Consider the following 24,594-nt stretch of genomic DNA (forward strand, 5'->3'; position numbering starts at 1 on the left):
TCTATGTTTGACTTCGATAAGACTTAAATTTCAGTGGCAATAGTTATACTAGATGGCAAATGGTGTGATGAGGAGTATACCCAAATGGCAAAGGTAGGATTAGATTCAAAATTTGAGCAACGATCAGGCTTACGCTGGCTATGGGTCGCAATGATTGTGTTCATGGTTGATTACCTAAGTAAAATTATCATTATGGGTACTATGGCTGCCAATGGGGAGAAACCGATAGCCGTATTGCCATTTATGAATCTGTATTACGTCCATAATACTGGTGCTGCATTTAGTTTTTTAAGTACCGAAGGGGGTTGGCAACGGTGGCTATTTGGCTTCATTGCTGTGGTGGTATGTGGTTTTTTAAGTTATCAAATGCGCCAAGCTTCGATTACAAAAACGGCGCATAATATTGGTTGTGCATTGATTATTGGGGGCGCATTAGGCAATCTTTTCGATCGAGTACATTATGGTTTTGTAATTGATTTTTTAGATTTTTATTATAAGAATCACCACTTTGCTATTTTTAATATTGCTGATGTTGCCATTTGTTGCGGTGCAATATTGTATTTATTGAGCAGTATTAACTCGCCTCGATCTGTTCCAAAGTAGCGTCAGAGTTGTTGAAGTTGGTAAAACCTTAGTCAGCATGCGTTGATACCCGTGACACTTTGTTGTTAAATAGTCGTAACCAATAATAGGGGAAAATATATGTCGGTGATCAAGGATAACAGCGAAGTGCTAATGCATTTTGCGATTAAATTGGCTGATGGGTCTGTCGCTGAATCGACGTTTGCTAATGCTAAACCAGTGATATTTCGCATGGGTGATGGCAGTCTTACTGCTAACTTTGAAAAATGTCTATTAGGATTAACAGTAGGACAAAAGGCGACATTTGATTTAGCACCTGAAGATGCTTTTGGCCCTTCAAACCCGAATAATATTCATCATGTCGATCTGAGTAAGTTTAGTGCAAATACACCAGCTGAAGTTGGTCGTATTATTGCCTTCACAGGACCTGATGGGCATGATATTCCCGGTATAATTACTCAAGTAATGGGTGAGTCAGTGACCGTTGACTTTAATCACCCATTAGCAGGTAAGACAGTCACCTTTGAGGTTGAAGTTGTCTCCATTGAACGTTAAGAGCCATAATTGATGAAAATATTACTCGCAAATCCACGGGGTTTTTGTGCTGGTGTTGATCGTGCGATTAGCATTGTTGAGCGTGCACTAGAAATGTATCAGCCACCTATTTATGTGCGTCATGAAGTGGTACACAACCGCTTTGTTGTCGAAGGGCTTAAACAGCGTGGAGCTATTTTTGTTGAGGAATTAAGTGAAGTACCTGACGATAATATCGTTATTTTCTCTGCTCATGGGGTATCTCAAGCGGTTAGAAATGAAGCCAAAGCACGACAATTAACCGTGTTTGATGCTACTTGCCCATTGGTAACAAAAGTGCATATGGAAGTGGCTCGTGCTAGTCGTAAAGCAATGGAAGTGGTGTTGATTGGCCATGCGGGTCATCCGGAAGTCGAAGGCACCATGGGCCAATATGCCAACCAAGACGGTGGTATGTACTTGGTTGAGAAACCACAAGATGTCGATGCTTTAGTAGTAAAAGATCCATCAAATCTTCATTTTGTTAGTCAAACGACGTTATCTGTTGATGAAACGGCCGATGTCATTGATCGTCTGCGGCAGGTGTTTCCTGAGATTCAAGGACCACGTAAAGATGATATTTGTTATGCAACCCAAAATCGTCAAGATGCAGTACGTGAAATGGCTGCCACCGTTGATGTAATGATTGTGGTTGGCTCTAAAAATTCATCCAATTCAAATCGCTTACGTGAGCTAGCGGTAAAACTTGGCACGCCGGGTTATTTGACCGATAGTGCAGACGATATTGATCCACTATGGTTTGAAGATAAAACCTTAGTCGGTGTTACGGCTGGTGCATCAGCACCTGAAGAGCTAGTGAATCAAATTATTACGCGTATTAAGCAGCTGACTAATGCCACTAATGTTGAAGAATTATCCGGTCGTGAAGAAAATATGTTCTTTGAAGTACCGAAAGAGTTACAAGTAAAAAATATCTAAGCCAGTGTTTGTTTGTGATTGATGAGCCTCAGTGAAAACTGGGGCTTTTTTTATCATAGTCAACAGGCTACAGTGGAACGATATTATTATGAAATGAACAGTGTAGGAGACGCACGTTAATGGTCAGAATTGCAATAGCCGGCGCAGCCGGACGAATGGGACGTCAGTTAATTAAAGCCACTGCATTGTCAAATACAACGACACTAACGGTTGCTACTGAGCGTACAGGCTCGAGTTTAGTGGGTGCGGATGCTGGAGAGCTCGCAGGAATTGGTTTGGCGAGTGTTGTTATTATTGATGATCTTAGCCAAGCGATAGATGACTTTGATGTGTTAATTGATTTTACTGCACCTGTAGTCACACTGGCAAACCTTGAGTTATGCCAGCTGCATCATAAAAAAATAGTCATAGGTACTACTGGCTTTAGTGAACAACAGCGACAGCTCATTGATACTGCAGCAGAACAGATAGCCGTCGTTATGGCACCTAACTACAGTGTAGGTGTCAATCTGGTGTTTAAGTTATTAGAAAAAGCCGCCAAAGTGATGGGAGACTACTGTGATGTTGAAATTATCGAAGCTCATCATCGCCATAAAGTAGATGCACCATCGGGAACAGCAATAGGCATGGGTGAAGCGATTGCAGGTGCGATGGGTAATAAACTCAGTGATGTTGCTGTTTACGCGCGAGAAGGGATCACCGGCGAGCGTACGCGTGATGAGATCGGCTTTGCGACCATTCGAGCTGGAGATATTGTCGGAGAACATACAGCTATGTTTGCAGACATTGGTGAACGGGTTGAAATTACCCATAAAGCGACTGACAGAATGACATTTGCTAATGGCGCAGTGCGTGCAGCAGCATGGCTCAATAATAAGCCTTGTGGTTTTTATACCATGACAGATGTGTTGGATTTGGATCGACTATAGACTTAGTCACTATCCGCTTTAAAACCTGCCATTGTGCAGGTTTTTTTATAACTGAATGATCGTATGCGCCTTTTTTTATGCATATTTGTGGGTGTTTTGTGCATAGCATAAGCTGATTGTTTTGCTGTAACTCAAGCGTAGGGTAATGCTGGTTAAATTGTGTATTTTGGTGTTGTTTATGTCAATTTGGCTCTTTTTTTCTTTGCTTATGGTTGTTTCTGTGTGTAAAGTCCGATTATTTTATCGTTTGCGCGCTGTTTTAAATTTTGTTAATGGGGTTGTTACTTTGGCAATCGATTACATTTCAAGTTACGTTATTCAATAGTCCTAAAGATGTAATTAAAGTTGTTTTTTTCAGTGTTTGATGTAAAAAAGAGAGCTTAGTCGTGATTTTCCAAATTTAATTACAGTTAAATGTTGACAGTTTGCTAACTGATCCATAGAATTTGCGCAATTTGTCAAAAATCAGTAGTTAAAGGTTTTTGGCGTTAAATGGAATGGGTAGTTGAAAATTTATCTGTTTTAATTGCATTTTTATTTTTTGGAGGTTGTCTTGAGCAAATCTGCGCTGTTAGTCCTTGAAGATGGGACAGTGTTCCGCGGCGTGTCCATTGGGGCAGATGGTTCGGCTGTTGGTGAAGTTGTTTTTAATACCTCGATGACGGGGTACCAGGAAATTCTCACTGACCCCTCTTACTCGCAACAGATCGTTACTCTTACTTATCCTCATATTGGCAATACTGGTACCAATACCGAAGACGAAGAATCAACAGCAATTCATGCTCAAGGTTTGGTTATTCGTGATCTTCCTCTTATTGCTTCTAACTTCCGCTCTGAACAATCCCTTTCTGACTACCTTAAATCACAAAATATTGTTGGCATCGCAGATATTGATACGCGTAAGTTAACCCGTATTTTACGTGAGAAAGGTGCTCTAAATGGTTGTATTATTGCGGGTAATGACCTTGATGAGACTGCAGCATTGGCTCAAGCTAAAGCATTCCCTGGTCTTAAAGGTATGGACTTAGCAAAAGAAGTGACCACGGCTGAAACTTATAGCTGGAAGCAAGGTTCATGGACATTAACGGGCGGTTTACCTGCAGCAAAAGATGACAGCGAACTACCGTACCATGTTGTTGCCTACGACTTTGGTGCTAAGCGCAATATCCTACGTATGCTTGTTGATCGCGGTTGCCGTCTAACGGTAGTACCAGCGCAAACGTCAGCAGAAGAAGTATTAGCATTAAATCCAAATGGTGTTTTCTTATCGAATGGTCCTGGTGATCCAGCCCCATGTACTTATGCGATTGAAGCAACGAAAGTATTTTTAGATAAAGGGTTACCGATTTTTGGTATCTGTCTTGGTCACCAAATTCTGGCATTGGCTAGTGGTGCACAAACAGTGAAAATGAAATTTGGTCACCACGGTGCTAACCACCCAGTAAAAGATCTTGAGCGTGATGTGGTAATGATCACCAGCCAAAACCACGGTTTTGCTGCTGATGAAGCAACCTTACCTGATAATCTACGTGCAACTCATAAATCCCTGTTTGATGGCTCTTTACAAGGTATCCATCGTACCGACAAGCCAGCATTTAGTTTCCAAGGCCACCCAGAAGCGAGCCCTGGTCCACATGATGCAGCACCACTATTTGATCATTTCATCGAACTAATCAAGAAACACAGCGCCTAAACTGGGAGTAGTAAAAATGCCAAAACGTACTGACATTAAAAGTGTATTAATCTTAGGTGCTGGTCCGATTGTTATCGGTCAAGCGTGTGAATTCGACTACTCAGGTGCACAAGCATGTAAAGCGTTACGTGAAGAGGGTTACCGCGTTATTCTGGTTAACTCAAATCCAGCAACGATCATGACCGACCCTGATATGGCGGATGCAACGTACATTGAGCCTATTCACTGGGAAGTGGTACGCAAGATCATAGAAAAAGAACGTCCAGATGCAGTATTGCCAACGATGGGTGGCCAAACTGCACTTAACTGTGCGTTAGATCTTGAAAAGTATGGCGTATTAAAAGAATTTAATGTCGAAATGATTGGCGCTACAGCTGACGCAATTGATAAAGCTGAAAACCGTTCACGTTTCGATAAAGCAATGAAAGCGATTGGCCTTGAATGTCCACGCGCAGATACTGCAACCACCATGGAAGAAGCCTACAAAGTTCTCGATATGGTTGGCTTCCCTTGTATTATTCGCCCGTCGTTTACGATGGGTGGTACTGGTGGCGGTATTGCATACAACAAACAAGAATTTGAAGAAATCTGTTCGCGCGGTCTCGATTTATCACCAACCAGTGAGTTGTTGATTGATGAATCACTGATTGGCTGGAAAGAATACGAAATGGAAGTGGTGCGTGATAAAAACGACAACTGCATTATCGTATGTGCGATTGAAAACTTTGACCCAATGGGTATTCATACTGGTGACTCAATCACTGTTGCACCAGCACAAACACTAACGGATAAAGAATACCAGCTAATGCGTAATGCATCGCTAGCAGTATTACGTGAAATTGGTGTTGAAACAGGTGGTTCAAACGTTCAGTTTGGTATTAACCCTGAAGATGGCCGTATGGTTATCATCGAAATGAACCCACGTGTATCACGCTCATCAGCATTAGCATCTAAAGCAACGGGTTTCCCGATTGCTAAAATTGCTGCAAAACTGGCGATTGGTTTCACCCTTGATGAACTAATGAATGATATCACAGGTGGCGCAACACCAGCCTCGTTTGAACCAACGATTGACTATGTTGTAACTAAAATTCCTCGTTTTAACTTTGAAAAATTTGCGGGTGCTAACGATCGCCTAACGACGCAGATGAAATCTGTTGGTGAAGTAATGGCGATTGGCCGTAACCAACAAGAATCATTACATAAAGCTTTACGTGGTTTAGAAGTTGGCGCGAATGGTTTTGACGAGATGGTTGATCTTGATGAACCTGATGCAATGAGCAAAATTCGCTATGAACTAAAAGAAGCGGGTGCTGAGCGTATTTGGTACATCGGTGATGCATTCCGTGCGGGGATGTCAGTTGACGGTATCTTTAACCTTACCAACATTGACCGTTGGTTCTTGGTTCAAATCGAAGACATTATTAAAGACGAAGCACGCGTAAAAGCGGCAGGTTTTGCAGGTCTTAATGAACAATCACTACGTACATTAAAGCGTAAAGGTTTTGCTGATGCGCGCCTAGCTAAATTGCTTGGTGTCGCTGAAAGTGAAATTCGCAAGCTGCGTGACCAATTCAATATTCACCCAGTGTATAAGCGTGTTGATACTTGTGCAGCTGAGTTCTCATCAGATACTGCTTACATGTACTCATCTTATGATGATGAATGTGAAGCAAACCCAACCACTAAAGAAAAAATCATGATTCTTGGTGGTGGCCCTAACCGTATTGGTCAGGGAATTGAATTTGATTACTGTTGTGTACATGCATCACTAGCATTACGTGAAGACGGTTACGAAACCATTATGGTTAACTGTAACCCAGAAACAGTATCAACAGATTACGATACTTCTGACCGTTTGTACTTTGAACCAGTAACACTGGAAGATGTACTTGCGATTGCACGTGTTGAGAAACCAAAAGGTGTTATCGTTCAATACGGTGGCCAAACGCCACTTAAATTAGCACGTGCACTTGAAGCTGCTGGTGTGCCAATTATTGGTACGAGCCCAGATGCTATCGACCGTGCTGAAGACCGTGAGCGTTTCCAACAAGCAGTTGACCGTTTAGGTTTATTACAACCTGAAAACGCAACCGTGACCACGATGGAGCAGGCGATTGAGAAATCAAAAATCATCGGTTTCCCATTAGTGGTACGTCCATCGTATGTACTTGGTGGTCGTGCAATGGAAATTGTTTACGATGAGCAAGATTTACGTCGTTACTTTAATGAAGCAGTAAGTGTATCAAACGAATCACCAGTATTGTTAGACCGTTTCTTAGATGATGCGATTGAAGTCGATGTTGATGCGATTTGTGACGGCGAACAAGTGGTAATTGGCGGTATCATGGAGCATATCGAGCAAGCCGGTGTTCACTCTGGTGACTCAGCGTGTTCATTACCTGCTTATACGCTAAGCCAAGATATTCAAAATGTAATGCGTGAGCAAGTGAAGAACTTAGCATTTGAATTAGGTGTTCGAGGTTTAATGAATACTCAGTTCGCTGTTAAAGATAACCAAGTTTACTTAATTGAAGTTAACCCGCGTGCTGCACGTACGGTACCATTTGTTTCAAAAGCAACTGGCGCACCATTGGCTAAGATTGCTGCGCGTGTAATGGCGGGTCAATCACTTGAGTCGCAAGGTTTCACTAAAGAAATCATTCCACCGTATTACTCAGTAAAAGAAGTGGTACTGCCGTTTAATAAATTCCCAGGTGTTGATCCGCTGTTAGGCCCAGAAATGCGCTCAACAGGTGAGGTTATGGGTATCGGTAATACCTTTGCAGAAGCGTTTGCTAAAGCTGAGCTAGGCTGTGGTAAAGAGTATCCATCATCAGGTCGTGCATTACTTTCTGTACGTGAAGGTGATAAGAAGCGTGTGGTTGATTTGGCTTCTAAGTTGATTAAACTTGGTTACCAACTTGATGCAACTCATGGTACGGCGGTTATTCTTGGCGAAGCAGGTATTAACCCACGCTTGGTAAACAAGGTTCACGAAGGTCGTCCTCATATTCTTGACCGTATTAAGAATAATGAGTACACCTACATTGTGAATACTGCAGAGGGTCGTCAAGCGATTGAGGATTCTAAGGTACTACGTCGTAGTGCTTTAGCTGAAAAGGTCAATTACACTACCACCTTGAACGCTGGTTTTGCGACTTGTCTGGCACACACTGCAGATGACCGTAACACAGTAACATCGATTCAAGAACTGCATGGAATGATTAAGTAATCGTATTTCGATACATAATTAAATTAAAGCCGATCATGAAATGATCGGCTTTTTTATTTGATAGCATTATCGCTTGTTGTGTTTTAGAAAATACTAGATTTGGTTGCAGCAATGTACTAATAGCGTACAATGCAGTCGTCGCAGTAGGCGATATATTTTTGGAGATGTAAGTGAACGATACCGACCACCCCCCGAGTATGATGGTGGAAAATCAAGTCTAGCAACGGTATTTGTAACAGTTCCGTGCTGCCAGGCTCGGAATAATATGTCCTTCTTTTAGTGCGATAACTTATCCACGATATTTTCCTCGATTTTCCCGTTTATATTTCAATGCAATTTGACTATTGAATACCCTCAATACCAGTCTATTTATGGCTGTTATTAGCGGTAGGCCTAATGGTATGCCTGCTATAGTTGAGGGCCAAGTTTTAAATTGTGACGGTCGCTACTTATTACTCTTATTTGAGTATCAGTTAACCGGGAAACCTGTCATGACAGTAATGAATTTTGCAGCCTATGCCGCTGCTGCAACAACTACTAACTTAGATCAACGCGATGCTTTAGCTGTGCGCAATGCTTTTCTAAAATATGATTTAGATGAGCAAGCACAATTATTAGCAAAAATGGCCTTACCCGAAGCATTAGTCATGCTTCATGAATGCCCTTTACGCCATGTTCAATTATTACTTGATCGTCTTGATGAACGTAAAGAAGACGTTAAAGTGCGACAATTGGCTAATGGATTAGGGTTGATTTGTTCTGAAGTTGAACCTGTAGGGCATTATTTACAAAATAGTGTATTTAGTCACGTGCGTGAACGCATTGGTTGGATTGTTGGTTTAGCTTTAATGGGCATTATTTCAGGTTTAATTATCTCTCATTATGAAGACACATTAAGCCAATTAGTGTTACTTGCGATTTATATGCCTGTGATAGCTGCTGCTGGTGGTAATACAGGTTCGCAAGCAGCGACGCTTGTTGTACGTGCATTAGCGATGGAGGAAATACGATCTCGAGATTGGATGGCGGTCTTATGGAAAGAATTTCGTGTTTCATTAGTGATTGCGTTTGGACTAGCGGCTGTGATCGTTGGTCGAGTGGTATTCTTTAGTGGTCATGTGGTATCAACCAGTGCTGGGGGATTATTGCCATTAATTGCGCGCGCATTTAACCTAGATCCTGCAGTGCTTGTAAGCCCCGTATTAGCTTCAATGGTTGATATTACAGGGATGGTTATTTATTTTAACACCATTAATTGGATCCTTGGGTTAGGCCATTAATTATGATGGTTATGGCGTATTAGTTAACCGTTAATTATGGTAATTGTGATTAACTGTTTTAAAAAAGCCCTGTTTATTGATGAATGTTTTTAAGATTATCATCGATAAATAGGGCTTTTAGATGTTGCTAACGAATATTGTCAGTCAATCAGTAATTATTATATAGCGACGTATAATATTGCTTTTCAAACTGATTGATTGGCGGTAACGGACTCGCCTTTAATTCGGCATCTGTTGGGTAATAGTTAGTTACCAGCTGTACAAATAATAGTGGCTCACCAGATTTAGTTTTAATAATACCAGCAAGATTATAAGTGCCAAATAATGAGCCTGTTTTGGCAATAATATTATTTTTTAACGGCGCAGTTTGAACACTTTTACGGTATTGAAGAGTGCCACTTTTACCTGCAACGGGTAAATCGGTGATTAATCCTAGTTTCGGGTGCTGGTAAATGTAAGTAAGCACTTCCATTAAATCATGGGTGTTTAAGCGGTTATTACGCGAAAGGCCTGAACCATCAACCATAATAGTGTTAGATAAATCAATATTGGCTTTTTGTTTTAGGATCGCTTTAATAGCGGCGACACCATTGGCATAATTACCCGCTTGATTAAAGTATTTAGCGCCGATGGTTTTAGCAAGGTTATCGGCAAATAAATTATCAGAACGTTTAAGCATGATATACAGCAGTGTCGTTAATGGCGCAGACTGATGGGTTGCAATGATCTTACCGCTGATGGTGTCATTACGTAAAATTTTACCGTCTAAATTGATCCCTGCTTGTTTTAATTCACGCTTAATAATAGCTGTTGTATATAGCGTGGTATTTTGTACCGCAAATCGCAGCGCGAGTGGATCTTTTTTAGGTTGAATACAGCCTGTGATGTGGTAGTTATTATTATCATTGGCTTGCAGTGATAGCTCACAGTGGTGTTCTTTTTGCTGTGTTTTGGTGACCACAATTGCATCATTGGTAGCAGTAATTGGCTGGTGGCTAGGAATATGTAGCCGTGTTTTAGCACCAAAAGCCATGTTTGAATATAACGCCCCTTCAAAACAGTTATGCTCCAAAGTAATGCTACTTGATGGCGCACTGTAGCACTGAGTCAGCATATCCCACGGTGAGCCTACCGCATGTTCAAATCCGGTAAAGTGACCACCATTAAGATAAAGATTACCTTTAATTGTACTAACACCTTGTTGCTTGAGTTGGCGTAACAAGTTGGCAATATCACTGCTTTTTAGGGTTGGATCACCATTAAAATTTAAAATAACATTATTGCCTTGAGTCTCAAGGTTAGTACTAAAACGGAAATCATTACCTAAATATAATTTAGCCGCAAGTGCGGTTAATAACTTTTGAGTACTAGCTGGTGCTTGGAGATGGCTGGCTTGGTGTTGGTAAATGATTTTGTTGGTTGCAGGGTTAACAACCAGTAGTGAGGCATCACTACCTGTCGGTAATTGCTTGAGGGCTTGCTGAGGCGCAAACGCTGCAAGTGATGGCATGCTTGTTAGCAGCAAGGCAGAACAAATAAGTCTTTTAAGCATCTTTAGGAATATTGGCATAAATAAAATGAATCATAATCATAGCTTTTTTAACACTGTTAGTAAAAAAAGCCGTTTGATATCGTTATCACCAATAATGTGTTAGCTAAGATAGCAAAAAGCGCCGACCGAGGCCGACGCTTTGTAGTACGCTTTTAATCGTTTGGATTAGAAGTCGTAACGTGCACCAAGAACAACTTGGTCAGATGCTGCAACTTTACCTACTTTGTTCTTATCAAGCATGTTGAATGTGTAAGAAGCGTAAGTACGGAAGTTGCTGTTGAAGTAGTAAGTACCGTCAACAGATAGTTGGTTTGCTAACTCATCGTAAGCACCGCTAGTGTTACGCTCGTCTTTCATGAAGCCGTAAGTAGTAGTAAATACGGCTTTACCCATAGTGTAAGCGGCTGCGAATTCGTAACCTTGAGAATCTGTTACGTCGCCATTCACTAGGTTAGTTGCATCACGGTGACCGTACTTGTATAGACCACCGAAGTATAGATCGCCCATAGTGTAAGATGCTACAGCAAATGTTTGCTTAGATGTTTGGTTTACTGGGTTGTTGATTGCAGTTTGATCTTTCTGCTGCGCGTAACCAGCACCAAGAGCAAGGCCTGTATCTGCTACATTGTATTTAACCGCAGTTGAGAAACCATTCTGGTTTGTTTTCTGACCAGTTTTTTCGTTGTAAGCCGCGCCATCAAATACGTAGTTCGCTTTGAAAGTTAGGTTATTAAATGTACCTGAGTAAGCTAGGTTATTTGTAGTACGGTCAGATACAGCTAGCTTAGAACCACCAACAACAGAACCTGCGTATGCCATGATATCAGTGAAATCAGTGATCATACCTAGAGAGCCGTCAGCCTTACCGTAAACGATTTGGCCGTACTTATCGCTGTTTACACCCGCATAGATGTAACGGTTTTCATCGTTAGCGTTATCAGCTTTGAATTCACGCTCAAAGTAACCAATACCTTGTACGCCGTCAGCGATTTGTGTTTTAGCATCAATGTTTACACGTACACGTGAAATGTCAGTTACATCGTTGCTTGTGTGTTGCTTTAGAACGTCAGTAACTTGGTCGTTTGTTGCGTTCTCAGAAGAAAGTGCGCGAGCTTCTACACGGCCGCCGATAGCTAGGCTAGAAGTGTCATCTGAGTAAACTGTTGCTGCTGATGCTGCGCCAGAGAAAGTCGCTGCTGCTACTGCTAGAGCAATTAGGTTCTTGTTCATTACCGAATCCTTTATATGATTTTTTTATAGGTTGCATTTTGATGCCAAATGCTATGGCGTTCTTTTTACTTGTGTCATTGGTAATATGTTAGTAAAAAAAACTGAAAAATAGTTTAAATAAGTGGTTTTTAGTTTTTATGGTACTTATCGTGTTTTTTATCAGTGTGTTAGCTAAATAAGTAAAAGTTCTAATTATTTTTTGAATTTTAGTTCTATTTAGAAAATATTGTTTTTTTTATATTTAAAAAGGACATTTTTATTTGTAAGAGTGTGATTTAGCGCGCTTTTTGATATGGCTTAGATTGTAACGTTTTTTATGTTGTTAGCGCCAATATCACAATAGTAAGTGCTGACATTAAAGCGTGTTTGATCTTTGGTGGCTATTAATCGCGACACGGATGTTTTTAGGACTGCGGTGAAATAAAAGAATTAGCATAAAAATGACAGTTAAATACGGATTATCATTTATCAATGATGATCTCTGAGTCATCTTTGTTTAAAATAAACCAAATCATTTTTTATTCTGTCGGGCTAGCCATGGGCTAGACTGGCGCTATTTACCTGAAATTGGCGAGCGCTATCAGGTTACAGAGGCTATTTATTTATGGAAAAAGTACCAATGACTGTTCGCGGCGAACAAAAGCTGCTCAAGGAACTTGAGGTATTATTAAAGCGTCGTCCGCTTATTTCTCAAGCGATTGCTGAAGCACGTGAACTTGGTGACTTAAAAGAAAATGCTGAGTACCACGCTGCACGTGAAGAGCAGGGTATTTGTGAAGCACAAATTCGTGATATTGAATATAAATTATCAGTTGCCCAAGTTATTGATGTAACAACATTAGCAAACACAGGTAAAGTTATTTTTGGTACCACTATTAAACTGTTAGATTTAGATAGTGATAAAGAAATGAATTATTGCATCGTCGGTGATGACGAAGCAGATATTAAGCAAAATTTAATTTCAGTTAACTCACCGATTGCACGTGGTTTAATTGGTAAGCTAGTTGGTGACGAAGTTCAAATTACAACACCTGGCGGCTTAAAAGAATTTGAAATCATGGATGTACAATACATTTAATATTTAATTGCTGTTTGTTGTTCGTAAAAATTTAGACTATGTTTGACAAATAAGCGTTAACTTATTAATTACGGTAAGGTTTGTCGTTAACAAAATATGTTTATTGCTAACGACGAATATAAAAAAGGCCGCTAGGCGGCCTTTTTTATTTACGAGGAAGTTCGATTTTACGATCTTCTGTTTGACGGTAAAGCACTAATGTTTTACCAATCACCTGTACTTTTTCAGCTTTAGTTTCGCGAATAATAGCGTCGACGATTAATAATTTAGTTTCACGATCTTCAGAAGCCACTTTTACTTTAATAAGCTCATGGTGGTTTAGGGCTAAATCGATTTCGGCTAATACTGCTTCAGTTAGGCCGTTGGCACCCATAAGAACAACAGGTTTTAGGTTGTGAGCAAGGCCTTTTAAGAACTGCTTTTGTTTTGTGCTTAGATTCATGATGACTCTATTTTTTTAGTTACAAGGGTTGAAAACGCGACATTCTACCGCCATCTAGTCTAGAAGACTAATTTGTTTAATAGATGACAGTCGGAAAATTTACAGTGATTATGTTGCACTGCACATTTTTAGGGCGCAATCTAATGAATTAGGTGCGATAAAGTCTTTAGCCGACGTATACTTACTAAGTATGGCAACTCATTAGGTTTAGCATGAGTAGAAAAAAACAATCCGCTAGCTCAGGCCGGTGGTTAAAAGAACATTTTGACGATAAATATGTACAAGAAGCACAAAAACGGGGCTACCGTTCACGGGCTTTCTTTAAAATTGAAGAAATTCAAAATAAAGATAAATTATTAAAACCGGGCATGACAGTGGTTGACCTTGGTGCTGCACCAGGTGGTTGGTCACAGTACGCGGCAGAAATTGTAGGTGATGAAGGACAGGTCATCGCTTGTGATATTTTGCCAATGGATTCACTGCCGGGGGTTAGTTTCCTCCAAGGTGATTTCCGTGAAGAAGCAGTATTAGAGGCTTTATTAACACGCATTCAACCAGATATGGTTGATGTGGTAATGTCTGATATGGCTCCTAATATGAGTGGTAACCTTGCATCCGACCAACCTCGAGCTATGTATCTTGTTGAGCTTGCATTAGATATGTGTCGACAAGTGCTTGCACCGAATGGCAGTTTTGCGGTAAAAGTTTTCCAAGGTGAAGGCTTTGACCAATATTTAGCTGATATTCGTAGCATGTTTAAAGTGGTCAAAATTCGTAAACCTGATTCCTCGCGAGATCGTTCGCGTGAAGTCTATATTGTGGCTACAGGTTACAAACTGTAGTAATCTACATTCATCTTTTAGTTATCGCGAGGTTAACACCTTGAGTGACATGGCAAAAAACTTGATTTTATGGCTGGTCATTGCTGTTGTTCTTATGTCTGTATTCCAGAGTTTTGGAACCAATAGTAATAGTACCAAAGGCCAAGTCGATTATACGACATTTGTCCGTCAAATCGGTCAGGATCAGATAAAGGAAGTACGATTCAATGATCGTCAAATCACTGTAACCAAACGTGATAATGCGAGCTATGTAACATACTTACCTGTCGCAAATGATCCAAAACTGTTAGACGATCTTATTAACGCAAACGTAGCAGTTGCGGGTACACCACCAGAAGAACCAAGCCTTTTAGCTTCAATCTTCATCTCGTGGTTCCCTATGCTATTGCTTATTGGTGTTTGGATTTTCTTTATGCGTCAGATGCAGGGCGGTGGTGGCAAAGGTGCCATGTCGTTCGGCAAATCTAAAGCACGCATGATGGGTGAAGACCAAATCAAAACAACCTTTGCTGATGTAGCTGGTTGTGACGAAGCTAAAGAAGACGTTAAAGAACTGGTTGATTACTTACGTGATCCAAGCCGTTTCCAAAAACTAGGCGGTAAAATCCCAACAGGTGTGTTGATGGTTGGTCCTCCTGGTACTGGTAAAACATTACTAGCAAAAGCTATTGCTGGTGAAGCGAAAGTACCGTTCTTTACTATCTCTGGTTCTGACTTTGTTGAAATGTTTGTCGGTGTGGGTGCATCCCGTGTCCGTGACATGTTTGAACAAGCGAAGAAAGCAGCGCCTTGTATTATCTTTATCGATGAAATCGATGCAGTAGGTCGTCAACGTGGTGCTGGTGTTGGTGGTGGTCACGATGAGCGTGAGCAAACACTGAACCAGATGCTGGTTGAAATGGATGGTTTTGAGGGTAATGAAGGTATTATCGTTATTGCCGCAACCAACCGTCCTGATGTTCTGGATCCTGCATTACTTCGTCCTGGTCGTTTTGACCGCCAAGTTGTAGTTGGTCTTCCGGATGTACGTGGTCGTGAACAGATTCTTAAAGTTCATATGCGTAAAGTGCCGCTAGACGGTGATGTTAATCCATCATTGATTGCTCGTGGTACACCAGGTTTCTCTGGTGCTGATCTTGCAAACCTTGTTAACGAAGCTGCATTATTCGCCGCTCGTGGTGAGAAACGCACTGTTTCAATGGTTGAATTTGAACTAGCAAAAGACAAAATCATGATGGGCGCTGAGCGTAAATCAATGGTGATGTCTGAAGATCAGAAAGCATCAACTGCATACCACGAAGCAGGTCACGCAATTATTGGTCGTTTAGTACCGGATCACGATCCAGTGTACAAAGTATCAATTATTCCACGTGGTCGTGCATTAGGTGTGACAATGTACTTACCAGAGCAAGATCGTGTAAGTCATTCTCGTGAATTCTTAGAATCAATGATTTCAAGTCTTTACGGTGGTCGTTTGGCTGAAGAGCTTATCTATGGTCGTGAGAAAGTATCTACTGGTGCTTCAAACGATATCGAACGCGCAACTGATATTGCACGTAAGATGGTGACGCAGTGGGGCTTCTCTGACAAGTTAGGGCCGTTACTATATGCAGAAGACGAAGGTGAAGTATTCCTTGGTCGTTCAGTAACACAAAGTAAGCATATGTCTGATGACACTGCGAAGCTGATTGATACTGAAGTTCGTATTCTGATTGACCGTAATTACCAGCGCGCACGTCAAATTTTGGTTGATAATATGGATATCATGCATGCAATGAAAGATGCATTGATGAAGTATGAAACCATTGATGCGGGTCAGATTGATGACCTAATGGAACGTAAGGCTGTGATTCGCGCACCAAAAGGTTGGGCTGATGACGGTGATACAATCCATAATGCACCTGAAACAGAGCTAGCACCTGATGAGCCTGTAGGCGATGGTATCGATGCATTATCTGAAAAAGATGATACAGATACTAAACCACAAGCCTAATTGCTAAGTGAATAGAAAACCCTGACTTAGGTCGGGGTTTTTTTTATGGAAATTTCCGGAGTCATAACATGATGTTAATCAGTAAAACTAAGACGCTTGATCTGACAACACCTCAAGTGATGGGGATTGTTAATATAACCCCCGATTCATTTTCTGATGGCGGTAAATATAATCAATTAGATAGTGCGCTCCATCATGTCAAATCTATGGTTGAAGCAGGTACAGCTATCATTGATATAGGTGGTGAGTCGACGCGTCCAGGTGCTGCCGATGTAAGTATTGAACAAGAACTTGCACGTGTTATTCCGGTAATAGAAGCGATTAGACAACGATTTGATTGTTGGATTTCAATTGATACCAGTAAAGCGCAGGTAATGACTGAGGCGGTAAATGCAGGGGCTGATTTAATTAATGATGTACGTGCATTACAAGAACCAGGAGCAATAGTTGCTGCGGCCAAAGCAAATGTTCCTATATGCTTGATGCATATGCAAGGTCAACCGCGTACAATGCAAGCTGATCCTAATTATGTTGACTTGATCACAGATGTAAATCATTTTTTTCACCAGCGTATTCAAGCTTGTGAGAAACAAGGCATTAGCCGCCAACAACTGGTATTAGATCCCGGCTTTGGTTTTGGTAAAACAATGGCACATAATTATCAATTATTAGCTCAATTTGAACAATTTCATCAGTTTGGTTTACCGTTATTAGCGGGAATGTCACGCAAATCAATGGTTTCGAAATTATTAGATAAACCAGCCGTTGATTGCTTAGCCGGTAGTTTAGCTTGTGCAACTGTGGCTGCAATGAAAGGCGCACAAATAATTCGAGTTCATGACGTACAAGAGACAATTGATGTTATGAAAGTCTGTAATATAGTGATGAATTATTCCAAATAATGCAGATATAACCTTATTTCAGTGAATGATTGTAATGAAAAGCACAACGCTAATTACAATCAATATACTTATAAAAAAGAAAGCTAGGAGTGTAAAATGGCTGAACGTAAGTTCTTTGGTACTGATGGTATTCGTGGTTTTGTTGGTGAAGGTCCAATTACACCTGATTTTGTAATGAAACTGGGTTGGGCTGCAGGACGTGTATTATCACAAACAGGTACTAAAAAAGTATTAATAGGTAAAGATACTCGCATTTCAGGTTACATGCTTGAGTCTGCTTTAGAAGCAGGTCTTGCCGCTGCTGGTCTAAAAGCGGCTTTTACTGGTCCAATGCCAACCCCTGCTGTTGCCTATTTAACTCGTACATTTCGTGCTGAAGCGGGTATTGTAATTTCTGCATCGCACAATCCTTACCATGATAACGGCATCAAATTCTTTTCGGCTCAAGGTACTAAATTACCGGATGAAGTTGAATTAGCCATTGAAGCTGAAATGGAAAAACCATTAACGTGTGTTGAATCAGCACTATTGGGTAAAGCATACCGTATTGATGATGCTGCTGGACGTTACATTGAATTTTGTAAAGGTACATTCCCTAATCATCTAAGCCTTGAAGGTTTTAAGATTGTCGTCGATTGTGCGCATGGTGCTACGTACCATATTGCTCCTAAAGTTTTCGCTGAATTAGGTGCTGAAATTATTACTATTGGTTGCGAACCAAACGGTATCAATATTAATGATAAAGTAGGTGCTACAGATGTTGCCGCATTACAAGCTAAAGTATTAGCTGAAAAAGCTGACTTTGGTATTGCCCTTGATGGCGATGGTGACCGTATTATCATGGTGGATGAGCTTGGTAATAAAATTGATGGTGACCAGATTGCTTACATCATTGCACGTGATGCATTACGTTGTGGCGAACTGAAAGGCGGTGTCGTTGGTACGCTAATGACCAATATGGGCATGGAAGTTGCACTTAGAAATCTAGGCATTCCTTTTGTACGTGCAAAAGTGGGTGACCGTTATGTAATGGAAGAACTACTAAAGCATAATTGGTTAATTGGTGCTGAAAATTCAGGTCATGTAATTTTACTTGATAAAGTAACGACAGGTGACGGTATTGTTGCTGGTTTACAAGTTATGGCTTCTATCGTAGCAAGTAAAATGAGCCTGAAAGAGCTAAGTGATGGCATGATAATGTTCCCGCAGGTTTTGGAAAATGTTCGCTTTAAGGGTGACAACGATCCTCTACAATCAGCAGCTGTTATTGCAGCTACTCAAGCGGTTGAACAAAAATTAGGTGATAATGGTCGCGTATTGTTACGTAAATCAGGCACTGAGCCATTAATCCGTGTTATGGTTGAAGGCCAAAATGCAGCTGATGTTAAGCAATATGCATTAGATATTGCAAAAGCAGTAAAAGAAAACTGCTAATGTAATGGTTATTGATAACTGTTTAATTTTTTAAACATTATTCAATAAAGGAGGAGGCTGGCTAATACAAATATGGTCAGCCTTTTTATTTCGATGACTTTGTTTTTGGCTAAATGTTGTGCAAGTGGTTCGGAATATTCACTTTTTTAGTAAATATTACTTGTCACTGTTACAGGGTTTCGCTAGTATTCATTCGCTCTCTAGATAAGAGGAATGCGCTGGCACTGCTAAAGCAAAGCCGGTATAGCAATTTAACCATAGGTGGAACCCATGTACGAAATTCTACTTGTGATTTATCTTGTCGCTGCGCTTGGTGTAATTGGCCTAGTAATGGTTCAGCAAGGTAAAGGCGCAGATATGGGAGCTTCATTCGGGGCTGGTGCTTCAGGAACTTTGTTCGGCTCTAGCGGCTCAGGAAATTTTCTAACTCGAATGACAACACTTTGTGCACTAATTTTCTTTGTGATCAGTCTTGTTCTTGGCAACATCAGTACCAAGCAAGCAACAGAGACAAGTGGTTGGGATAACCTTTCGGCTCCTGCTACAACACAAACTGTTGAAACACCAAAGACTGTAACTACAGATAAAGTTGTTACAGCTGAAAAAACAACTGAGAACACTGCTGAAACAACACCAGCAACAAGTGAGAAATCTCAGTAAGTAAATATTTAGCCGAGATGGTGAAATTGGTAGACACGCTAGCATGAGGTGCTAGTGCCGTAAGGTGTAGGGGTTCAAGTCCCCTTCTCGGCACCATTATACTGGTTACTTGTAATAGTAACATCTGAACGGTATACTCAGTTCAGAATCGGACGCGGGGTGGAGCAGCTTGGTAGCTCGTCGGGCTCATAACCCGAAGGTCGTTGGTTCAAATCCGGCCCCCGCAACCACTTTCCTGAAAATAGACTATTCTTACTTTTGAATGTTTGTTTTCTTACTAAGACACTTGCTTGCATGGTTTTAGTAATCAGGGTCCAGTAATAAAAACCCCGTATTCGGGGTTTTTTATTATCTGAAACATGACCATTCAGGTATTTACTGGGCTTTATGCCCTTTTTTTGTTTCCGGGGGGTTGTCTTGACAGCTTTAGAGACACAATTAACCGACTTACTTGAGCCTTCAGTTCAAGCTATTGGCTTTGAACTTGTTGGTTTAGAGTTCATCCGTGCTGGTGAGCACTCCACACTTCGCGTGTTTATTGACCATGAAAATGGTATAAATGTAGACGGTTGTGCAGAGGTTAGCCGCCAGATTAGTGCAGTAATGGATGTTGAAGATCCAATTACTGTTGCTTACCACCTAGAAGTGTCTTCCCCTGGATTGGAAAGACCACTCTTCAAAGCAGCACATTACCAACAATTTATTGGTCATGAAGTTAGCTTAGTATTAAAAATGGCGATGGGTAACCGTCGTAAGTGGAAAGGTGACATTGTCGCTGTTGAAGGCGAACTGATCACACTTAACGTAGATGGCAATGACGAGTCCTTTGCACTTAGCAATATCTCCAAGGCCAACCTAGTTCCAAAATTCTAACCGCTAAATTGGGGCATTAGAAATGAACAAAGAAATCTTGGCTGTCGTAGAAGCGGTATCCAACGAAAAAGCTGTTCCTCGCGAGCGTATCTTTGAAGCGCTTGAGATTGCATTAGCGACAGCAACTAAAAAGAAACACGAAGCTGAAATCGAAGTTCGTGTTGTTATCGATCGTAAAACTGGTGAATTTGAAACTTTCCGTCGTTGGAAAGCAGTAGAAGAGGTGACTCAACCTACACTTGAAATTACCTTAGAAGCGGCACAATTTGAAGATCCAACAATTGCTCTTGGCGATTATGTTGAAGATGATATTCAATCTGTAACGTTCGACCGTATTACTACGCAAACAGCAAAGCAAGTTATCGTACAAAAAGTACGTGAAGCTGAGCGTGAGCAAATCGTGGCACAATTTATTGACAACGAAGGTGAGCTAATTACTGGTATTGTTAAGAAAGTAAATCGTGACGCAGTAATTATTGATTTAGGCAGCAACGCAGAAGCGGTTATCCAGCGTGATGATCAACTTCCTCGTGAAAACTTCCGTCCAGGCGACCGTGTTCGTGGTCTACTTTACAAAGTTGCCCCTGAAGCTCGTGGTTTCCAGTTATTCATGACGCGCTCTAAGCCTGAAATGTTATCTGAGCTATTCCGCATTGAAGTGCCTGAAATGGGCGAAGAACTGATTGAGCTAATGGGTGCAGCACGTGATGCTGGTTCTCGTGCAAAAATTGCAGTAAAAACTAACGATAAGCGTATTGATCCTGTTGGTGCGTGTGTTGGTATGCGTGGCGCACGTGTTCAAGCTGTTTCTAGTGAGCTTGGCGGCGAGCGTATTGATATCGTATTGTGGGATGAGAATGCTGCACAATACGTGATCAATGCAATGGCACCTGCGGAAGTTGATTCAATTATTGTTGATGAAGACAACCACACTATGGATATCGCTGTACAGAAAGATAATCTGGCACAAGCGATCGGTCGTAACGGTCAAAACGTACGTCTAGCATCACAGCTTACTGGCTGGGAACTAAACGTAATGACAGTTGAAGATCTACAGAAAAAACACCAAGCAGAAGCACAAGCATCAATTGAAGTGTTTACTAAGCACCTTGATATTGATGAAGACTTTGCCACTGTATTGGTAGAAGAAGGCTTTACTACACTAGAAGAAATTGCTTACGTTCCATTAAGTGAATTAATGGATATTGATGGTCTTGATGAAGAGACTATTGAGCAACTACGTAGCCGTGCAAAAGCTGCATTGACTACGTTAGCGCTTGCTAAAGAAGAATCGCTTGATGGTGTAGAACCAGCTGAAGATTTATTAAGTCTGGAAGGTCTTGAGCGCGAATTAGCGTTTAAGTTTGCAGCAAAAGGTATTTGTACGCTTGAAGATCTTGCTGATCAAGGAACTGATGACTTGACCGACATTGAAGGCGTGGACGAAGCAAAAGCGGGTGAGCTAATTATGGCTGCGCGTAATATTTGCTGGTTCAGCGACGAAGCGTAATAAAAAATAAAGCAAGGGAGGAGCATTATGTCAGAGGTTACCGTTAAAACATTGGCGGAAGAAATTGGTACGCCGATTGACCGTTTACTTCAACAGTTTTCAGATGCTGGGATAGCTAAGAATGTTGATGCAAATGTAAGCCAAACCGAAAAACAGGCGTTACTTAACCATCTCCAAAAGGAGCATGGTAGTGACGGCAATACTGACGGCGCTCCGACTCGTCTGACTCTGCAGCGTAAGACACGAAGTACACTAAGTGTGTCTGGCAGTGGTGGCAAGAGCAAAAATGTTCAAGTAGAAGTGCGCAAAAAGCGCACCTACGTGAAACGTTCAGCACTAGAGGATGAACAACGTGCAGCAGAAGAAGCTGTTAAGCGCGAAGCGGAAGCAAAAGCGCAACGTGAAGCTGACATGATTGCCAAACAAGCCGCAGAAGAAGCAGCAAAACGTAGCGCAGAGGAAGCTGCACTACGTAAAGCTGAAGAGCAGCGTAAAGCAGAAGAAACTGCTAAGCGTGAAGCAGAACAGAAACTAAAGCGTGCCGCTGAGGATAAAGCGAATCGTACCGAACAGGATAAGCGCAAAGCTGACGAAAAAGCTAAGCGCACCGTCGCTGACAAACAGGCTAAGTTAGATGCTGAAGTACTACAGCGTCGTCTGGAAGAGGAAGCCAAGCGAAAAGCCGAAGAAGAAAGTCAGCGTCAGCTAGAAGAGGCTCGCAAAATGGCAGAACAGAACGAGAAAAACGGGGTAAAACCTGAGCAAGCAGTAAGTATGGAAAAATCTGATTACCATACAACGACATCTACTTATGCTCGTGCTGCAGAAGATGAACAAGACCGCAAAGAAGAAACTTCTCGCCGTCGTAAAAAGAAAAAGCCAGCGGCTAAGCAAGACGAACGTGGTGGCCGTGGCGGTCGTAACCAACGTGGTCGCGGTAAGCCACAAATGAACAAACCAGCTTCAATGCAACATGGCTTCGATAAGACAGCACTAGTTGCTAAGCAAGATGTTGTTATCGGTGAAACGATTACAGTTGCTGAGCTAGCGAACAAAATGTCTGTTAAAGGCGTTGAAGTTATCAAGGTAATGATGAAGATGGGCGCTATGGCGACTATCAACCAAGTTATCGACCAAGAAACAGCAACATTAGTTGCTGAAGAAATGGGTCACAAAGTTATTCTACGTAAAGAAAACGAGCTTGAAGAAGCGGTGCTTTCTGATCGTAACGCAGCTGATCTATTGAAAGTTTCTCGTGCACCAGTTGTTACTATCATGGGCCACGTTGACCATGGTAAGACATCAACACTTGACTACATTCGTAAAGCACACGTTGCTTCTGGCGAAGCAGGTGGTATTACACAGCACATTGGTGCTTACCACGTTGAAACTGAAAACGGTATGATCACGTTCCTTGATACTCCAGGACACGCAGCGTTTACAGCTATGCGTGCTCGTGGTGCTCAAGCGACAGATATCGTTGTACTTGTTGTGGCTGCAGACGATGGCGTAATGCCACAAACAATCGAAGCGATTCAGCACGCAAAAGCGGCTGGTGTACCTTTGATCGTTGCGGTAAACAAGATCGATAAAGAAGATGCAAACCCAGATAACGTGAAGAACGAGTTAGCTCAATACGACGTTATGCCTGAAGAGTGGGGCGGTGAGAACATGTTTGTTCACATCTCTGCGAAACAAGGTACTAACATCGATGGTCTACTAGAAGCAATTCTTCTTCAGTCAGAAATTCTTGAGCTAACAGCAGTTGAAGAAGGCATGGCATCAGGTGTTGTTATTGAATCTCGTCTTGATAAAGGCCGTGGTCCAGTTGCAACAGTACTTGTTCAAGAAGGTACATTGCGTAAAGGCGATATCGTTCTTTGTGGTCTAATGCATGGTCGTATTCGTGCAATGCGCAACGAACAAGGTCAAGAAATCGAATCAGCAGGTCCATCGATTCCTGTGGAGATCCTTGGTCTTTCTGGTGTGCCATCATCAGGTGATGAAGCGACTGTAGTACGTGATGAGCGTAAAGCACGTGAAGTTGCACTTTACCGTCAAGGTAAATTCCGTGATGTTAAACTAGCACGTCAACAAAAAGCTAAACTAGAAAACATGTTTGCTAACATGGAAGCTGGTGAAGTTGCTGAACTAAACGTTGTGCTTAAAGCAGACGTTCAAGGTTCTGTTGAAGCAATCGCTGACTCACTACGTAAGCTTTCAACTGATGAAGTTAAAGTGAACATCGTAGGTTCAGGTGTTGGTGCAATCACTGAAACTGATGCAGTACTTGCAGCAGCTTCTAACGCAATCGTACTTGGTTTCAACGTTCGTGCTGATGCGTCTGCGCGTCAAACAATCGAAAATGAAAACCTAGACCTACGTTACTACTCAATCATCTACCAACTAATCGACGAAGTTAAAGCGGCGATGGGCGGTATGTTGGCTCCTGAGTTCAAGCAAGAGATCATTGGTCTTGCTGAAGTACGTGACGTATTTAAGTCACCTAAGATTGGCGCAATCGCTGGTTGTATGGTAACTGAAGGTACTATTAAGCGTAACAACCCTATTCGTGTTCTACGTGAAAACGTAGTTATCTACGAAGGTGAGCTTGAGTCACTACGTCGCTTTAAAGATGACGTTGCTGAAGTTAAGAACGGTTACGAGTGTGGTATCGGCGTTAAGAACTACAACGACGTTCGCGTTGGCGACCAGATCGAAGTATTCGAAATTATTGAAATCCAACGTACACTTGACTAATAATCAGTGTAGATAGTTGTTTTTCAACATGATAATGATAATGGGGAGCTTCGGCTCCCCATTCTTTCAAGAGCATTATTCTTAGAG

19 protein-coding genes and 2 tRNA genes are annotated in these 24,594 nt (G+C 41.5%); 18 read left to right on the forward strand and 3 right to left on the reverse strand.

What is annotated here, in order from left to right:
- The first annotated feature begins 84 nt into the window (after positions 1–84).
- From lspA to BTN98_RS00875, 7 genes are all read left to right on the forward strand, one after another.
- Positions 85–603 carry a signal peptidase II gene (gene lspA, locus BTN98_RS00845; RefSeq protein WP_060997654.1) on the forward strand — a complete coding sequence of 173 codons (519 nt, stop codon included), beginning with the start codon at positions 85–87 and terminating at the stop codon, positions 601–603.
- A 99-nt stretch (positions 604–702) separates the two neighbouring features.
- Positions 703–1,137, forward strand: a complete 435-nt coding sequence (gene fkpB, locus BTN98_RS00850) for an FKBP-type peptidyl-prolyl cis-trans isomerase (protein ID WP_060997655.1) — start codon at positions 703–705, stop codon at positions 1,135–1,137.
- A gap of 12 nt (positions 1,138–1,149) precedes the next feature.
- Positions 1,150–2,094 (forward strand): 4-hydroxy-3-methylbut-2-enyl diphosphate reductase, encoded by a 945-nt coding sequence (gene ispH, locus BTN98_RS00855; RefSeq protein ID WP_060997656.1) that lies wholly within the window; start codon positions 1,150–1,152, stop codon positions 2,092–2,094.
- A 119-nt stretch (positions 2,095–2,213) separates the two neighbouring features.
- Positions 2,214–3,023: a 4-hydroxy-tetrahydrodipicolinate reductase gene (gene dapB, locus BTN98_RS00860; protein ID WP_060997657.1), complete on the forward strand. Its 810-nt coding sequence runs from the start codon at positions 2,214–2,216 to the stop codon at positions 3,021–3,023.
- Between the two features lie 553 nt (positions 3,024–3,576).
- Positions 3,577–4,716: a glutamine-hydrolyzing carbamoyl-phosphate synthase small subunit gene (carA, locus tag BTN98_RS00865; protein ID WP_060997658.1), complete on the forward strand. Its 1,140-nt coding sequence runs from the start codon at positions 3,577–3,579 to the stop codon at positions 4,714–4,716.
- 16 nt (positions 4,717–4,732) lie between these two features.
- Positions 4,733–7,951, forward strand: coding sequence for a carbamoyl-phosphate synthase large subunit (gene carB, locus BTN98_RS00870; protein ID WP_060997659.1), 3,219 nt, complete (start codon positions 4,733–4,735; stop codon positions 7,949–7,951).
- A 491-nt stretch (positions 7,952–8,442) separates the two neighbouring features.
- The gene (locus BTN98_RS00875; RefSeq protein WP_060997706.1) at positions 8,443–9,231 is read left to right on the forward strand and encodes a magnesium transporter; all 789 of its coding nucleotides are present in this window, start codon (positions 8,443–8,445) and stop codon (positions 9,229–9,231) included.
- A 148-nt stretch (positions 9,232–9,379) separates the two neighbouring features.
- Here the strand turns inward: BTN98_RS00875 and dacB are convergent, their stop codons facing one another.
- Together dacB and BTN98_RS00885 are read right to left on the reverse strand one after the other, a co-directional pair.
- Positions 9,380–10,801, reverse strand: a complete 1,422-nt coding sequence (dacB, locus tag BTN98_RS00880; RefSeq protein ID WP_268875320.1) for a serine-type D-Ala-D-Ala carboxypeptidase — start codon at positions 10,799–10,801, stop codon at positions 9,380–9,382.
- 147 nt (positions 10,802–10,948) lie between these two features.
- The gene (locus tag BTN98_RS00885) at positions 10,949–12,013 is read right to left on the reverse strand and encodes a porin (protein WP_060997661.1); all 1,065 of its coding nucleotides are present in this window, start codon (positions 12,011–12,013) and stop codon (positions 10,949–10,951) included.
- A gap of 604 nt (positions 12,014–12,617) precedes the next feature.
- Here BTN98_RS00885 and greA point away from each other — a divergent pair.
- Positions 12,618–13,091, forward strand: coding sequence for a transcription elongation factor GreA (gene greA, locus BTN98_RS00890; protein ID WP_060997662.1), 474 nt, complete (start codon positions 12,618–12,620; stop codon positions 13,089–13,091).
- A gap of 145 nt (positions 13,092–13,236) precedes the next feature.
- Here greA and yhbY read toward each other — a convergent pair whose 3' ends face one another.
- Positions 13,237–13,533 (reverse strand): ribosome assembly RNA-binding protein YhbY, encoded by a 297-nt coding sequence (gene yhbY / locus BTN98_RS00895; protein ID WP_036795986.1) that lies wholly within the window; start codon positions 13,531–13,533, stop codon positions 13,237–13,239.
- A 212-nt stretch (positions 13,534–13,745) separates the two neighbouring features.
- Between yhbY and rlmE the strand changes: the two genes are divergently transcribed.
- From rlmE to infB, 10 genes are all read left to right on the forward strand, one after another.
- On the forward strand, positions 13,746–14,375 hold the full coding sequence (gene rlmE / locus BTN98_RS00900) for a 23S rRNA (uridine(2552)-2'-O)-methyltransferase RlmE (protein ID WP_060997663.1): 630 nt from the start codon (positions 13,746–13,748) through the stop codon (positions 14,373–14,375).
- A 49-nt stretch (positions 14,376–14,424) separates the two neighbouring features.
- The gene (ftsH, locus tag BTN98_RS00905) at positions 14,425–16,368 is read left to right on the forward strand and encodes an ATP-dependent zinc metalloprotease FtsH (protein WP_060997664.1); all 1,944 of its coding nucleotides are present in this window, start codon (positions 14,425–14,427) and stop codon (positions 16,366–16,368) included.
- A 68-nt stretch (positions 16,369–16,436) separates the two neighbouring features.
- A complete protein-coding gene (folP, locus tag BTN98_RS00910; protein ID WP_060997665.1) occupies positions 16,437–17,270 on the forward strand; it encodes a dihydropteroate synthase in 834 nt (277 codons plus the stop codon).
- A 96-nt stretch (positions 17,271–17,366) separates the two neighbouring features.
- Positions 17,367–18,704: a phosphoglucosamine mutase gene (gene glmM, locus BTN98_RS00915; protein WP_060997666.1), complete on the forward strand. Its 1,338-nt coding sequence runs from the start codon at positions 17,367–17,369 to the stop codon at positions 18,702–18,704.
- Positions 18,705–18,974: 270 nt separating this feature from the next.
- The gene (gene secG / locus BTN98_RS00920; protein ID WP_082732128.1) at positions 18,975–19,364 is read left to right on the forward strand and encodes a preprotein translocase subunit SecG; all 390 of its coding nucleotides are present in this window, start codon (positions 18,975–18,977) and stop codon (positions 19,362–19,364) included.
- Positions 19,365–19,375: 11 nt separating this feature from the next.
- A tRNA-Leu gene (locus tag BTN98_RS00925) sits at positions 19,376–19,460 on the forward strand.
- A 57-nt stretch (positions 19,461–19,517) separates the two neighbouring features.
- Positions 19,518–19,594 (forward strand) — tRNA-Met (locus tag BTN98_RS00930).
- Between the two features lie 187 nt (positions 19,595–19,781).
- A complete protein-coding gene (rimP, locus tag BTN98_RS00935) occupies positions 19,782–20,237 on the forward strand; it encodes a ribosome maturation factor RimP (RefSeq protein WP_045042274.1) in 456 nt (151 codons plus the stop codon).
- 22 nt (positions 20,238–20,259) lie between these two features.
- Positions 20,260–21,747: a transcription termination factor NusA gene (gene nusA / locus BTN98_RS00940; protein ID WP_060997667.1), complete on the forward strand. Its 1,488-nt coding sequence runs from the start codon at positions 20,260–20,262 to the stop codon at positions 21,745–21,747.
- Between the two features lie 27 nt (positions 21,748–21,774).
- Entirely contained in the window at positions 21,775–24,507 is a 2,733-nt protein-coding gene (infB, locus tag BTN98_RS00945) for a translation initiation factor IF-2 (RefSeq protein ID WP_060997668.1), read from the forward strand.
- The last annotated feature ends 87 nt before the right edge of the window (positions 24,508–24,594 follow it).

This window comes from Photobacterium aquimaris (assembly GCF_002954455.1).
GTDB lineage: Bacteria > Pseudomonadota > Gammaproteobacteria > Enterobacterales > Vibrionaceae > Photobacterium > Photobacterium aquimaris.

Bases quoted from the DNA above. Each gene is read 5' to 3' on its own strand.
- secG (WP_082732128.1), top strand. From the start codon at position 18,975: ATGTACGAAATTCTACTTGTGATTTATCTTGTCGCTGCGCTTGGTGTA.
- carB (WP_060997659.1), top strand. From the start codon at position 4,733: ATGCCAAAACGTACTGACATTAAAAGTGTATTAATCTTAGGTGCTGGT.
- glmM (WP_060997666.1), top strand. From the start codon at position 17,367: ATGGCTGAACGTAAGTTCTTTGGTACTGATGGTATTCGTGGTTTTGTT.
- greA (WP_060997662.1), top strand. From the start codon at position 12,618: ATGGAAAAAGTACCAATGACTGTTCGCGGCGAACAAAAGCTGCTCAAG.
- nusA (WP_060997667.1), top strand. From the start codon at position 20,260: ATGAACAAAGAAATCTTGGCTGTCGTAGAAGCGGTATCCAACGAAAAA.
- dapB (WP_060997657.1), top strand. From the start codon at position 2,214: ATGGTCAGAATTGCAATAGCCGGCGCAGCCGGACGAATGGGACGTCAG.
- rlmE (WP_060997663.1), top strand. From the start codon at position 13,746: ATGAGTAGAAAAAAACAATCCGCTAGCTCAGGCCGGTGGTTAAAAGAA.
- BTN98_RS00875 (WP_060997706.1), top strand. From the start codon at position 8,443: ATGACAGTAATGAATTTTGCAGCCTATGCCGCTGCTGCAACAACTACT.
- BTN98_RS00885 (WP_060997661.1), bottom strand. From the start codon at position 12,013: ATGAACAAGAACCTAATTGCTCTAGCAGTAGCAGCAGCGACTTTCTCT.
- ftsH (WP_060997664.1), top strand. From the start codon at position 14,425: ATGGCAAAAAACTTGATTTTATGGCTGGTCATTGCTGTTGTTCTTATG.
- ispH (WP_060997656.1), top strand. From the start codon at position 1,150: ATGAAAATATTACTCGCAAATCCACGGGGTTTTTGTGCTGGTGTTGAT.
- lspA (WP_060997654.1), top strand. From the start codon at position 85: ATGGCAAAGGTAGGATTAGATTCAAAATTTGAGCAACGATCAGGCTTA.
- folP (WP_060997665.1), top strand. From the start codon at position 16,437: ATGATGTTAATCAGTAAAACTAAGACGCTTGATCTGACAACACCTCAA.
- fkpB (WP_060997655.1), top strand. From the start codon at position 703: ATGTCGGTGATCAAGGATAACAGCGAAGTGCTAATGCATTTTGCGATT.
- yhbY (WP_036795986.1), bottom strand. From the start codon at position 13,533: ATGAATCTAAGCACAAAACAAAAGCAGTTCTTAAAAGGCCTTGCTCAC.
- dacB (WP_268875320.1), bottom strand. From the start codon at position 10,801: ATGCCAATATTCCTAAAGATGCTTAAAAGACTTATTTGTTCTGCCTTG.
- infB (WP_060997668.1), top strand. From the start codon at position 21,775: ATGTCAGAGGTTACCGTTAAAACATTGGCGGAAGAAATTGGTACGCCG.